The organism is Pseudomonas sp. XK-1, from assembly GCF_038069885.1.
Classification (GTDB): Bacteria; Pseudomonadota; Gammaproteobacteria; order Pseudomonadales; family Pseudomonadaceae; genus Aquipseudomonas.
Genome location: NZ_JBBPES010000004.1, coordinates 183485 through 196504 on the forward strand (window position 1 = coordinate 183485; position 13020 = coordinate 196504).

At 60.1% G+C, this 13020-nt stretch carries 13 protein-coding genes and 1 pseudogene; 9 read left to right on the forward strand and 5 right to left on the reverse strand.

Annotated elements, in window-relative coordinates; genetic code table 11:
- Window positions 1-14: 14 nt before the first annotated feature.
- Together WMW70_RS11855 and aspS are read right to left on the reverse strand one after the other, a co-directional pair.
- On the reverse strand, window positions 15-764 hold the full coding sequence (locus WMW70_RS11855) for a YebC/PmpR family DNA-binding transcriptional regulator (RefSeq protein WP_341437708.1): 750 nt from the start codon (window positions 762-764) through the stop codon (window positions 15-17).
- 104 nt (window positions 765-868) lie between these two features.
- Entirely contained in the window at window positions 869-2644 is a 1776-nt protein-coding gene (gene aspS / locus WMW70_RS11860; protein WP_341437709.1) for an aspartate--tRNA ligase, read from the reverse strand.
- A 286-nt stretch (window positions 2645-2930) separates the two neighbouring features.
- Here aspS and WMW70_RS11865 point away from each other — a divergent pair, with 286 nt between their 5' ends.
- The 6 genes and pseudogenes from WMW70_RS11865 (at window position 2931) to WMW70_RS11890 (ending at window position 7742) form a co-directional block, all read left to right on the forward strand.
- Window positions 2931-4049, forward strand: coding sequence for an HD domain-containing phosphohydrolase (locus WMW70_RS11865; protein ID WP_341437710.1), 1119 nt, complete (start codon window positions 2931-2933; stop codon window positions 4047-4049).
- A 146-nt stretch (window positions 4050-4195) separates the two neighbouring features.
- On the forward strand, window positions 4196-5014 hold the full coding sequence (locus tag WMW70_RS11870) for an SDR family NAD(P)-dependent oxidoreductase (RefSeq protein ID WP_341437711.1): 819 nt from the start codon (window positions 4196-4198) through the stop codon (window positions 5012-5014).
- Between the two features lie 133 nt (window positions 5015-5147).
- Window positions 5148-5618, forward strand: a complete 471-nt coding sequence (locus WMW70_RS11875; protein ID WP_341437713.1) for a Dps family protein — start codon at window positions 5148-5150, stop codon at window positions 5616-5618.
- 267 nt (window positions 5619-5885) lie between these two features.
- A complete protein-coding gene (locus tag WMW70_RS11880; protein WP_341437714.1) occupies window positions 5886-6953 on the forward strand; it encodes a GGDEF domain-containing protein in 1068 nt (355 codons plus the stop codon).
- 174 nt (window positions 6954-7127) lie between these two features.
- A pseudogene (locus WMW70_RS11885) lies at window positions 7128-7448 on the forward strand (cold shock domain-containing protein membrane protein); the annotation flags it as partial.
- 69 nt (window positions 7449-7517) lie between these two features.
- On the forward strand, window positions 7518-7742 hold the full coding sequence (locus tag WMW70_RS11890) for a cold-shock protein (protein WP_169852850.1): 225 nt from the start codon (window positions 7518-7520) through the stop codon (window positions 7740-7742).
- A 173-nt stretch (window positions 7743-7915) separates the two neighbouring features.
- Here the strand turns inward: WMW70_RS11890 and WMW70_RS11895 are convergent, their stop codons facing one another.
- Both WMW70_RS11895 and WMW70_RS11900 read right to left on the reverse strand, forming a co-directional pair.
- Entirely contained in the window at window positions 7916-8122 is a 207-nt protein-coding gene (locus tag WMW70_RS11895; protein WP_341437715.1) for a SlyX family protein, read from the reverse strand.
- 4 nt (window positions 8123-8126) lie between these two features.
- Window positions 8127-8552, reverse strand: coding sequence for an HIT family protein (locus WMW70_RS11900; protein WP_341437716.1), 426 nt, complete (start codon window positions 8550-8552; stop codon window positions 8127-8129).
- A 130-nt stretch (window positions 8553-8682) separates the two neighbouring features.
- On the opposite strand from WMW70_RS11900, the gene WMW70_RS11905 reads away from it, so the two are divergent.
- Both WMW70_RS11905 and WMW70_RS11910 read left to right on the forward strand, forming a co-directional pair.
- Entirely contained in the window at window positions 8683-8937 is a 255-nt protein-coding gene (locus WMW70_RS11905; RefSeq protein ID WP_341437718.1) for a hypothetical protein, read from the forward strand.
- Between the two features lie 343 nt (window positions 8938-9280).
- Window positions 9281-10531: an OprD family porin gene (locus WMW70_RS11910; RefSeq protein ID WP_341437719.1), complete on the forward strand. Its 1251-nt coding sequence runs from the start codon at window positions 9281-9283 to the stop codon at window positions 10529-10531.
- A gap of 83 nt (window positions 10532-10614) precedes the next feature.
- Here the strand turns inward: WMW70_RS11910 and WMW70_RS11915 are convergent, their stop codons facing one another.
- Window positions 10615-11022 carry a PaaI family thioesterase gene (locus WMW70_RS11915; protein WP_325509473.1) on the reverse strand — a complete coding sequence of 136 codons (408 nt, stop codon included), beginning with the start codon at window positions 11020-11022 and terminating at the stop codon, window positions 10615-10617.
- A gap of 262 nt (window positions 11023-11284) precedes the next feature.
- On the opposite strand from WMW70_RS11915, the gene WMW70_RS11920 reads away from it, so the two are divergent.
- Window positions 11285-13000, forward strand: coding sequence for a proline--tRNA ligase (locus WMW70_RS11920; protein WP_341437720.1), 1716 nt, complete (start codon window positions 11285-11287; stop codon window positions 12998-13000).
- The last annotated feature ends 20 nt before the right edge of the window (window positions 13001-13020 follow it).

Consider the following 13020-nt stretch of genomic DNA (forward strand, 5'->3'; position numbering starts at 1 on the left):
TATTGCGCCAGGACTCAGCCAAGCTGTTCCATGATCTCGTCGGGGATTTCTGCGTTGTGGTAGACGTTCTGCACATCGTCTAGGTCTTCGAGCATATCGATCAACTTGATCACTTTCTGCGCGGTTTCCAGATCGGCAACCGGCGCACTGATTGAGGGGATCATGGCGATATCGGCTTCATCGGCCTTGAAACCGGCGGCGCTGAGCGCCTCGTTGACCCCATGGAAATCAGTAAAGCTGGTGGCCACCAGTGCCGAACCATCCTCGCCCATCTCCACATCGTCAGCACCGGCTTCCAGCGCCGCCACCATCAGGGCGTCTTCATCGACACCTGCGGCAAAGCTGAGCTGCCCCTTGCGCTCGAACATATAGGCCACCGAGCCATCGGTGCCCAGGTTGCCGCCGCACTTGGTAAAGGCATGGCGCACTTCGGCTGCGGTGCGGTTGCGATTGTCGGTCATGGCCTCGACGAAGATCGCTACGCCGCTTGGCGCGTAACCTTCATAGGTCAGCTCGATCATGTTGTCGGCTTCGTCGTTACCGGCACCCCGTGCGATGGCGCGGTCGATGACGTCACGCGACATATTGGCGGTCAGCGCCTTGTCCACCGCCAGGCGCAGGCGCGGGTTGTCTGCCGGGAGCGGCCCGCCATGCTTGGCAGCAACGGTCAGCTCACGAATCAGCTTGGTGAAGATCTTGCCGCGCTTGGCGTCCTGACGCCCTTTGCGGTGCTTGATGTTGGCCCACTTGGAATGACCAGCCATAACTCACTCCGGTTGTTTCACATTCAGTATCGGGGCGTGAGAGTTCAAGCCTCTCCGTCCTGCCATAAAGAAGAAGCCTGGAAAACCAGGCTTCTTTTGACGCTTTATTCCGCTTTCGGCTGCTCGCGCAGGCGAATGTGCAATTCGCGCAGCGACTTGTTATCCACCTCACCCGGTGCCTGAGTCATGACGCAGGCCGCGCTCTGGGTTTTCGGGAAGGCGATCACTTCGCGGATCGACTGCGCACCAGTCATCAGCATCACCAGGCGATCCAGGCCGAAGGCCAGGCCACCGTGGGGCGGTGCGCCGAACTTGAGGGCGTCGAGGAGGAAGCCGAACTTCTCCTGCTGCTCATCTTCGCTGATACCCAGCACGCGGAACACAGTCTGCTGCATCGACTTGTCGTGGATACGGATCGAACCGCCACCCAGCTCAGTGCCGTTAAGCACCATGTCGTAGGCGCGCGACAGTGCGGCTGCCGGATTGGCCTCCAGCTCGGCCGGGCTGCAGCTCGGCGCGGTGAAGGGGTGGTGCATGGCGGTCAGGCTGCCGTCGTCGTTCTCTTCGAACATCGGGAAGTCGACAACCCACAGCGGTGCCCATTCACAGGTCAGCAGGTTGAGATCATGGCCCAGCTTGATGCGCAACGCGCCCAGGGCCTCGCTGACGATCTTGGCCTTGTCGGCACCGAAGAACACGATATCGCCATCCACAGCACCGACGCGATCGAGGATCACATTGATGTTATCCAGCGGGATGTTCTTGACGATCGGCGACTGCAGGCCTTCAACGCCAGCGGCACGCTCGTTGACCTTGATATAGGCCAGACCCTTGGCACCGTAGATGCCGACGAACTTGGTGTAGTCGTCGATCTGCTTGCGCGGCATGCTCGCCCCGCCCGGAACGCGCAACGCTGTGACGCGGCACTTGGGATCGTTGGCAGGGCCGGCGAACACCTTGAAGTCGACGTCCTTGAGCTGGTCGGCAACATCCACCAGTTCCAGCGGGTTACGCAGGTCCGGCTTGTCCGAGCCGAAACGACGCATGGCCTCGGCCAGGGTCATATGCGGCAGCTCGCCGAACTCGACGTCCAGCACTTCCTTGAACAGCTGACGGACCATTTTCTCGGTGATGGCCATGATGTCGGCCTCATCCATGAAGCTGGTTTCAATGTCGATCTGGGTGAATTCCGGCTGGCGGTCGGCACGCAGGTCTTCGTCGCGGAAGCATTTGGCGATCTGGTAGTAACGGTCGAAGCCAGCGACCATCAGCAGTTGCTTGAACAGCTGTGGCGACTGCGGCAGGGCAAAGAAGCTGCCAGCGTGGGTGCGGCTCGGCACCAGGTAGTCACGCGCGCCCTCGGGGGTGGCACGGGTGAGGATCGGCGTTTCCACATCGAGGAAGCCGTTGTCATCCAAGTAGCGACGGATGCTGCTGGTGATGCTCGAACGCAGCTTCAGCTTGGCCGCCATTTCCGGACGACGCAGGTCGATAAAGCGGTAGCGCAGGCGGGTTTCTTCGCCCACGTCGGTGTATTCATTGAGCGGGAACGGCGGGGTTTCCGCTTCGTTCAGCACTTCCAGCGCATAGCCCAGCACTTCGATAGCGCCGGAAGCCATGTTGGCGTTGCCGGCACCGGCCGGACGCAGACGCACCTTACCGGTGATCTTCACCACATATTCACTGCGCACTTTGTCGGCAGTGGCGAAAGTCTCGGCACGATCCGGGTCGAATACCACCTGGGCCAGACCTTCACGGTCACGAATGTCGAGGAAAATCACCCCGCCATGGTCACGGCGGCGATGTACCCAACCGCAAAGGGTGACTTCCTGGCCGTCCAGGCTCTCGTTCAGTTGGCCGCAATAATGGCTGCGCATCATGATGGTGGTCGCTTCTCTTGAGTCTTGAATTCGTTGGGCCGCACTGCTGGCGACGCTCATGGCCGGACTGACAGGCCGTTAACCGCAACAGCTGGCGCATGCGCCATATGCTGCAATTGCGCTGTCTATGCCGAGGCAAAAGGTCCGAAGCGGACGCCCTACCCCCGCAGAACGCGGCAAAGCGCAAGATTATATATGGTTAAGCCGCCACTTGCAGCCGCCAGGCCACGCGCTTTTGCCAAGCCTTCCTATACTCAGGCAGACCAAGGCCGCACTGGAGAGGGTCATGTCCACCCCCAACCCCGGCGAAATAACCGACGACCTGCTGGCGGACTTCCGCCTGGAGAGCGCCGAACAATTCCAGCGCTGTGAACAGCTGCTGATCGAGCTCGAGCACGCCCCCGACGACGCCGAACGCCTGCGTGAGCTGTTTCGCCTGGTACACACCCTCAAGGGCAACCTGGGCTATATCGGCCTGGCCCAACTGATGCCGGTACCCCAGGCACTGGAAGACATACTGGCCCGCCTGCGCGAATCGCAACTGCAATTCGACAGCCTGCTGGGCGATATCCTGCTGCTCAGCCTGGATCACCTCAAGGCCCTGATCCAGCAGACCCTTGGCGGCCCCGCGGCTCAGCTGAGCCCACAACAGAGCCAGGCCCTCAGCCAGGCGTTGAGCGCATTGGCCACCGCCCCGGCCACCCAGCAGACCAGTTTTCGCAGCGCCCTGCTGCAGCAGCTTGACCCCAGCTCGCGCCCACCCGAGGTACAACAGACGGCGCAACCCAGCGCCAGTGAACTGCTCCAGCGCCACGCCATCGAGGCCGACCCCGACCTGCTGTTCTTTATCGAGCTGATGCAGGCCAGCGAACGCCGCTCGCACTACTGGCAAGGCCGCGGCATACGCCAGCTGGACCTGGCCCTGGCGATCAACCGGCTCGGCGGCAACCCGGAACAACCGGCCCAGCTGGCCGCCGCGATATGCCTGCACGATATCGGCATGGCCTTTCTGCCTCTGGAATTGCTGCATAAGGAGGCGCACCTCATCCGCGAAGAGCGCCGCCAGATGCAGTCGCACCCGCGCCTGTCCCACGAGCTGCTCAAGCACATGCCGAAATGGCGCGCGGCAGCAGAAATCTGCCTGCAACACCAGGAGCACGCCGACGGCAACGGCTACCCCAAAGGCCTGAGCGAACTCGAAACCTGCCCGGGCGCACTGATCCTCAGCATCGTCGACACCTTCGACGCCCGCACCCACGAGCGCGCCCATCAAGCCCTGAACAAACGCCCTCTGCTACGCGCCATCCTGGAGATCAACAACCTTGCCGGCCGCCAGTTCAGCAGTCGCTGGGTGGCGCTGTTCAACCAGACCCTGCAGCAACACCCGGAGCTGGCCCATCGCTGAGAGCGCAGACCTGCGGACAATCACGCCCCACGACATTCAGGCTCCAGCCCATTGCCCCCACACCGGCACCGCACTACCCTGCTTGACTGCGGGGCCCCACCTGGCTGCGGCCCCATTGCCAATCCGCATCAATAAAGGGAATTACCATGCACACACTGGCAGGCAAGGTCGCCGTGATCACCGGCGCGGGCTCAGGCATGGGCCGGGCACTGGCCCAACTGCTCGCCGAGGAAGGTTGCGACCTGGCCCTGGCCGACATCAACGAGGCAAACCTGCAGAGCACCGCCGACGAACTGAGCCGGCACGGCCGCCGCATCAGCTGCCACACCCTCGACGTGGCCGACCGCGCTGCCGTGTACGCCTTTGCCGACGACGTGTTGAACCAGCATGGCAGCGCCTACCTGATCATCAACAACGCCGGCGTCGCCGTCTCGCAACGGATTGCCGAGCTGAGTTACAGCGATTTCGAGTGGATCATGGGGATCAACTTCTGGGGCGTGGTGCACGGCACCAAGGCCTTTCTGCCACACCTACTGCAGAACAACGCCGGACATATCGTCAATGTCTCGAGCATCTTCGGCATTATCAGCATGCCCAGCCAGGGGGCCTATAACGCCAGCAAGTTTGCCGTGCGCGGCTTTACCGAAGCGCTGCGCCAGGAACTCTGCAGCAGCAAGGTCGTGGCCTGCTGCGTACACCCCGGCGGCATCAAGACCAATATCGCCCGGGCGGCGCGCTTCTATCAGGGCATCAACGGCCAGCGCGATGCCGACCGCGCCGCCGCCGACTTCGACAAACTGGCCCGCACCACTCCGGAACAGGCCGCCAGAGTCATAGTCGATGGCATCAAGGCCAAGCGCACGCGCATCCTGATTGGCAATGACGCGCGCCTGCTCGACTGGATCCAGCGCCTGTTCCCGGCCGCTTACCCCAAGCTGCTGGCCAAACTGCTACAGAAAAACTGAACCCCGCAGCAGTGATAGCCTCCAACCATCGACCCCATAGAGGTAAATCAGGCTAACGCTCAGAACAGCCATGTTAGGCTCTGGGCATTATTGCGGGCAGCACAGCCCCGAGTCACCAGAGAGGAGAAATGGTATGGAAATCAATATCGGAATCGCTGAACAGGACCGCGCCGCCATCGCCGAAGGTCTGTCGCGCCTGCTGGCCGACACCTACACCCTGTACCTCAAGACGCATAATTTTCACTGGAACGTCACCGGCCCGATGTTCAACACCCTGCACCTGATGTTCGAGGGGCAGTACACCGAGCTGGCGCTGGCCGTCGACCAGATCGCCGAGCGCATCCGCGCCCTGGGTTTCCCGGCACCGGGCACCTACGCCGCCTACGCGCGCCTGTCTTCGATCAAGGAAGAAGAAGGCGTGCCGAGCGCCGCCGACATGATCAAGCAGCTGGTCCAGGGCCAGGAAGCCGTCACCCGCACCGCCCGCGGCATCTTCCCCCTGCTGGACAAAGTCAGCGACGAACCCACCGCCGACCTGCTCACCCAGCGCATGCAGGTGCACGAAAAAACTGCCTGGATGCTGCGCAGCCTGCTCGACGCCTAGGCCAATCATGCAAAAAGCCTGGTACGTCACAACGCTGCTCACTTAACAAAAATGCCGCTTCCCTTAACAGGCAAGCGGCATTTTTCTAGGCCTAGAGCCCGCTTTAAACACCTCTGCCCTCTCCATAACAGAGGACAACAGAGATAGCTTCTCAACCCCGCACCAGGCAAATCATGCAAAAGGCCCGACACATCAAGCCTTTTGCTAGGCGCACACGCTGCACCTGTTCTATCCTTTGGGCAATTGTAATTTGCCACAGTGACGTGCATGAACAATCCCAACCAAGCGCCCGGCATTCTTGACCTGTACCCCGAGGAGACCCGCGAAGCTGCGGCTCTTCTGAAGAAGGCAGTGCCGCTGATGATGCGCCACGACATTCCGCCAAATCCGGTGCATTACGCCCTCTGGTACACCTACTGCAAAGGCTTGGAGCCGGAGCTCAATCGCCGCCTGGATAAAACCGTCAGCGACTTTGACTGCTTCCCCCCCGAAACAGCCACCAAGCTCTTTCGCGACTACATCATCCACGACGAACTGGAGATGGCCCGCGCCGGGCAGCAACAGGTGATCGATCTGGTCGATGACATCGAGGGCAACGTATCACGCAGCCTGCTCGGCAGCCGCAACTACCAGTCCAGCCTGGAGCATGGCCTGGCAGCGCTACAAGAACCGATCATCGACGACCTGCCCAGCGTTCTCAACGAACTGCAGCAAAGCACGCAACTGATGCAGGACCAGCAGGATAAATTCCTCTACAGCCTGCGTGCCGCCCAGGACGAAATCAAAAACCTGCGCAACCAGCTGGAACGCGCCCATATCGCGGCGACCCTCGACAGCCTTACCCAGGTCTTCAACCGCAGCGCCTTTAACAAGCTGCTGGAGCAAGCCCTGCGCGACGACCACCACGGCGCGGCCCTGGTGATGCTGGATATCGACCACTTCAAGCAATTCAACGACCAGTACGGCCACCCCCTGGGCGACCGCGTGCTCCAGCATGTCGGCCAATTGCTGCGCGACCTGCTCCCCCCCCGCGCCACGGCCGCCCGCTATGGCGGCGAAGAGTTCTGCGTGATCCTGCGCGACTGCTTCGACCCCGAAAGCGCCCACGCCTTTGCCGAGAAGCTACGCCTGAAGATCCAGGCTCTACGCATCAAGGTCCGCCGCACCGATGAAGTGCTCGACAGCATTACCGCCTCCTTTGGTTTCGCCCTCGCCGCCCCCGGAGACACCGTCGAAAGCCTGCTCACCCGCGCCGATGACGCGCTCTACCAGGCCAAACGCAATGGCCGCAACCAGATAAACCCAGACCCCGCTAAAACCGCACTCAGCGCCTGATTGAGAAGCCCCTCTCTTTGCTGTTAAATACGCCCCGTGTCGCCGGCTCGAAATGACGAGCCAGCGCATAGGCCGGCCTCGCGTGCGCAGCAATATCCTTCCTTTATTAATCACAGCGCATACGCAGCCAGCTCTTCCTTCGTGATCCTTGTTCAATAAGTGAGCTCACTCAACATGCTGAAAATTGTCCACCTGGTTACGGGCTTCGCCGCCCTCCTCCTGTCGTTTAGCCCCAGTCTCGCTGCCAACGCCCTGACCCTCATGCAGCAACCCAGCGCCCTGTGCCTCGCCCTTTTTGGCCTGCTCAACCTGATCCTGGCCCCCCAGCTGCCGATCTGGCACGCCGGCGCACGCCACCAACTGCAGAACCTGGTGTCCGCCCTGCTGATCCTCGGCTCGCTGCTGCAAGCACTGATCCTCCTGGCCCCCCTGGAGCTGATTGCCAACCAGCCCGCCAGCCTCTTCAGCCTGCTGATCATCACCCTGGCGGTCGCTGTACACCTGGCCACCAACCTGCGCATGCAGCCCCGCAGCCATAGCCACAGCAATAACCCCAGCCAGGATATGGGCGACCGCGAAACCGGCACCGTCAAGTGGTTCAACACCTCCAAAGGCTTTGGCTTTATTTCCCGCGACTCGGGAGACGATATCTTTGTGCATTTTCGCGCCATTCGCGGCGAAGGCCACCGCGTACTGGTCGAAGGCCAGCGTGTCGAATTCGCCGTCATGCAACGCGACAAGGGCCTGCAAGCCGAAGATGTAATTGCAGCCTTGCCCGCACGCCGCTAACTTGCGACAACACTAGCCGCACATTGCGCAACTCATTGCACAATACAGTTAGTTAACTGTCAGACCGGACTGGCCTGACTTGCAAAACAAAACGCCGCTTACCCCAGCAGGGATAAGCGGCGTTTTGTTTAATTCAACACAACCTTCTTATTGTTGTAGGCAACCCCCGGCGTTTAATAATGCGGTGGCGGTGCCTCATCCTCATTCAAGCCAAACTGCGAATGGGTCTCCTCCTGCCTTTTGGCCAAGGCTGCAATCTGCAGCTGCATGCGCTCCAGCACCCGCTGCTGAGCAACCAGCACATCATTCAAGGCCTGGATAGTGTCATCCTGAAAGGCCAGGCGACTCTCCAACTCATTGATTCGCTCCTCCAGATCCACGTGCTCAGTCCTCTGCAAAACAAAAATCGTCCGTCAACACCAGACGCAAACGCGCTTTTACAGCCGCCACCTGCTCTTCGCTGTAGGGCTGCGCCGCGTGCTTGCCCCATACAGGTGCAGGCCATGCGGCATCATCGCGACGGCGCACAATCACATGCATATGCAGCTGGCTGACCATATTGCCCAGGGTTGCCACATTCATCTTGTCGGCAGCAAAGGTATCCTTGAGCAGCTCGGCCAGGCCGGTAGTTTCCTGCCACAGCGCCAGCTGGTCGCCAGCATCGAGCTGGAACAACTCACTGACATCTTCCCGCCGCGGCACCAGGATAAACCACGGGTACTGCCGGTCATTCATCAGCAATAGCCGACACAGCGGGAAGTCGCCCACCAGCAGCGTGTCCTGCTGCAACCTCGAATCCAGAACGAACATGTCAAAACCTCCTGCCGTAATCGTTATCCAAGCCTAGCAAGCAAGGCCGCGGCGCGCCCCCCCCCCGCAAGCGCCCGGCAGGATACCCATAAGCCTCGGCATATTCACCCACCCGAACCAGCAGAGCGCAATGCACCGCGAATCGGCAAACCGACCTGCCAACCCCAGCAGCCTGCACCATTTTGTTCCTTTCAGTAATCGCACACGCCAACCATGGCGTTACCGCGACCGCCAGGGCAGGCGAACCGGGATAAAGAAAACACTCGCCGATAACCCTGCAAATAAGGCAAAAAAACAGACAAAACCCTATAAAACAGAAAAAACACCTAAAAAAAATCAACAAAACCAGATCAGATGCCAAATCAAGCTACGAAAACAGTCATAGCCTCAGCGCGCGAAGCGCCTGGATTGGTTTTAGGCGCGCTTCTTGCTTTCGCTTCCGCAGCCCTTGCACCACGAGGCCACGGCCACCAAGAGCTGCCCGATGCAAAACGGCTAATGAGTTCAAGTTGGCGACCAACAGCAGATGCCCGCGCTGGAATCTACAGATTTGCGACGTTTCCCTTCATAATTTGCGACATGGTCATGAAGATTTCGTAACGAATAGATTGCAACTATCGCCAACTCGGGTGGCATGCTATAAGTTACCGCCGACACAAAAAGAAAGAGCTGTCCATACAACAATGATATGGCTGGCGCAACTTTTCTAAACCAAAGGAGCAATCACGATGCAAGTGATGAAGTGGAGCGTAATCGCCCTGGCAGTAGCCGCGGGCACCACCCAAATGGCAGTGGCATCCAGCCAGTCCGAATCCAAAGGCATTATTGAAGACACCAGCTTCAACATCTTCAATCGCGCTCTTTACCACAACCGTGATTTCAAAAACGTCCCAGACAGCCGCACTCGCGAAGAGTTTGGCTTGGGTATCCGCCTCCTGCTTGAGTCGGGCTTCACTCAAGGCACCGTAGGCGTGGGTGTTGACGCTCACTCCCTGTCCAGCATCAAGCTGGATACCGGCCGCGGTCGCGTAGGCCTCGGCCAGTTCGACACTAACAGCCAAGGTCGTGCAGAAGACACTCAGACTGAAGTTGGCGGCGCAATCAAATTCCGCGTATCCGACACCGTACTCAAGTACGGCAATCAGTTTGTAGGCAGCCCGGTGTTCTCCACCGACGACAGCCGCATCCTGCCTGAAGTCGCCACCGGCACCCTGATCACCAGCAATGAAATCGAAGGTCTGGAACTGACCGCCGGTCGGTTCACTGCGCTGAGCAGCCAACGCAGCACTGACCGTGACACCTTCGGTCTTACCGAAGCAGACATCCTCGGTGCCAGCTACAGCTTCACCGACAACTTCAGCGGCGCTATCCACGCCTCCGATGTTGAAGACAACTTCAAAAAGGTTTACGCGAACCTGAACTACAACCTGCCACTGGCAGAAGATCAGTCGCTGAACTTCGATTTCAACGCCTACCGGACTACCGACACCGGTAACAATCCAAACGAAATCGACAACAAGATCTGGAGCTTGGCCGCCGCTTACAACCTGGGCGCTCATACCTTCACTCTGGCCCACCAGCGCTCCTCCGGCGACACCGGTTATGTTTACGGTATCGACGGCAACGGCACCATCTGGCTGGCCAACTCCGTTCAGATCTCCGACTTTGACCAGCAGGACGAGACCTCCTGGCAAGCTCGCTACGACCTGAACATGGCCACCTACGGCGTACCTGGCCTGAGCTTCATGACTCGCTATGTCACCGGTGACAAAGTTGAGTACGGCGCTGGCGTTGAAGATGGTAAAGAGCACGAGTGGAACCTCGAAGCCAAGTACGTGATTCAGGAAGGTGCCGCCAAGGACCTGTCCTTCCGCGTTCGTAACGCGATTTATCGCGCCAACAGCTCGCACAACGCTGGCTATGCTGACGACATGAACGATTTCCGTCTGATCGTCGAGTACCCACTGAGCGTCCTGTAATTCAGGTCATTCAGTTAGCGGTATAGCTACATAAAAAAGCCCGACTTTGGTCGGGCTTTTTTTATGGGCGATGATTTTATCGATCACAGCGGCAATGCGTAGGTCCCCGTCACATGAGCCACCAGTTCTTCCTCATTACCCGCTGAATATAACGACACCTCGCACACTGCCTGACGCCGGCTTAACCGCAGAATCCGCGCTTCGGCCAACAGGTCTACCGGTTTTGGCTTGACCAGAAAATTGATATTCAGGTTCGAGGTCACCGCCATCTCCACCCTGCCCAGCCGCCCCAGCACCACTGCATACATGGCTGCATCGGCCAGGGCCATGATGGTCGGCCCCGACAGCGTGCCGCCAGGACGGATCAGCTTGCTGTGAAAGGGCACTCGCGCCAGCACACCCGCCTCGTCCAGCCGATCGATACACAGACTGATATCTTCCGCCATGGGCAAACCTGCCCGAATCAGCGCCTGAACCTGCTCCGCCGTCAATGTCGACACATTTTCCTCCTCAATTCGCTCCCCATATATCTCATGTTCATGGACAAGCGATTTTGCCCCCCTGTAGGAGCCAGCTTGCTGGCGATGCTCTTTCTCAGCCTTGATCGCCAGCAAGCAGGCTCCTACAGATGTCTCGCCCAGCGCTGCATATCCACTTGCCTGCACTACCACTGTCCCGTCCTGTACGCATCTGTACAGGCACCGTACAATGCCGGCCATTGAAATCCTCTTGCAACCGACAGAACGGCCAACTATGCGCACCAGTCAGTTCCTGCTCTCGACCCTGAAAGAAACCCCTTCCGATGCCGTGGTAATCAGCCACCAGCTCATGCTGCGCGCCGGGATGATCCGCAAACTGGCTTCCGGCCTCTATACCTGGCTGCCCATGGGCCTGCGCGTGCTGCGCAAGGTGGAAAAGGTGGTGCGCGAGGAAATGAACGCCGCCGGTGCCCTCGAAGTCCTGATGCCGGGAATCCAGCCGGCCGAACTGTGGCAGGAGTCCGGCCGCTGGGAGCAGTATGGCCCCGAGCTGCTGCGCATGAAGGATCGCCACGGCCGCGACTTCTGCGCCGGCCCGACCCACGAGGAAGTGATCACCGATCTGGCGCGCAATGAGCTGAACAGCTACAAGCAGCTGCCGATCAACCTGTATCAGATCCAGACCAAATTCCGCGACGAGATCCGTCCGCGTTTCGGCCTGATGCGTGGCCGCGAATTCATCATGAAGGACGCCTACTCCTTCCACGTCGACCAGGCGTCCTTGCAGCAAACCTACGACCGCATGCACCAGGCCTACTGCAACGTGTTCACCCGCCTGGGCCTGAATTTCCGCCCGGTGCAGGCCGATACCGGCTCCATCGGCGGCACCGGCTCCCATGAGTTCCACGTGCTGGCCGAGTCCGGCGAAGACGATATCGCCTTCAGCGACAGCTCCGATTACGCCGCCAATATCGAGAAGGCCGAAGCCGTTCCGCGCGAAAGCAGCCGTGGCGCGGCAACCGAAAGCATGCGCCTGGTCGATACCCCGAATACCAAGACCATCGACGCCCTGGTGACAGGTTTTGGCCTGGCCATAGAGAAGACCATCAAGACCCTGCTGGTGCACGGTGCCAAAGAAGGCACCCTGGTTGCCCTGATCGTGCGCGGCGACCATGAGCTCAACGAGATCAAGGCCGCCAACCTGGAGCAGGTCGCCAGCCCGCTGCAGATGGCCAGCGAAGCCGAAATCCGTGCCGCAGTGGGTGCCGGCCCCGGCTCCCTGGGCCCGGTCAACTTGCCGATCCCCTGCATCATCGACCGCTCGGTGGCCCTGATGAGCGACTTCGCTTCCGGTGCCAATATCGAGGACAAGCACTACTTCGGCGTCAACTGGGAGCGCGACCTGCCCCTGCCCGAGGTGGCCGACCTGCGCAATGTTGTGGCCGGCGACCCGAGCCCGGACGGCAAAGGCACCCTGGAGATCAAGCGCGGCATCGAAGTCGGGCATATCTTCCAGCTGGGCACCAAGTACAGCGAAGCGCTGAACTGCCAGGTACTCGGCGAAAACGGCAAGCCGGTGATCCTGACCATGGGCTGCTACGGCATCGGCGTTTCCCGCGTGGTGGCGGCCGCCATCGAGCAGAACAACGACGAGCGCGGCATTCTCTGGAACGACGCCCTGGCCCCCTTCCAGATCGCCCTGGTGCCACTGCGCTATGAAACCGAGATCGTCCGCGAAGCCACCGACAAGCTGTATGCCGAGCTGACCGCCGCCGGCTATGAAGTGCTGCTCGATGACCGTGACAAGAAAACCAGCCCGGGGATCAAATTCGCCGACATGGAGCTTATCGGCATCCCGCACCGCATCGTCGTCAGCGACCGCGGCCTGGCCGAAGGCAATCTGGAATACAAGAGCCGCCAGGACACCGTGGCCCAGGCCGTGCCTGTCGCCGACATCCTCAGCTATATCCAGACCCGCATCAGTCACTGATCTCAGCCCTTTCAACAAGA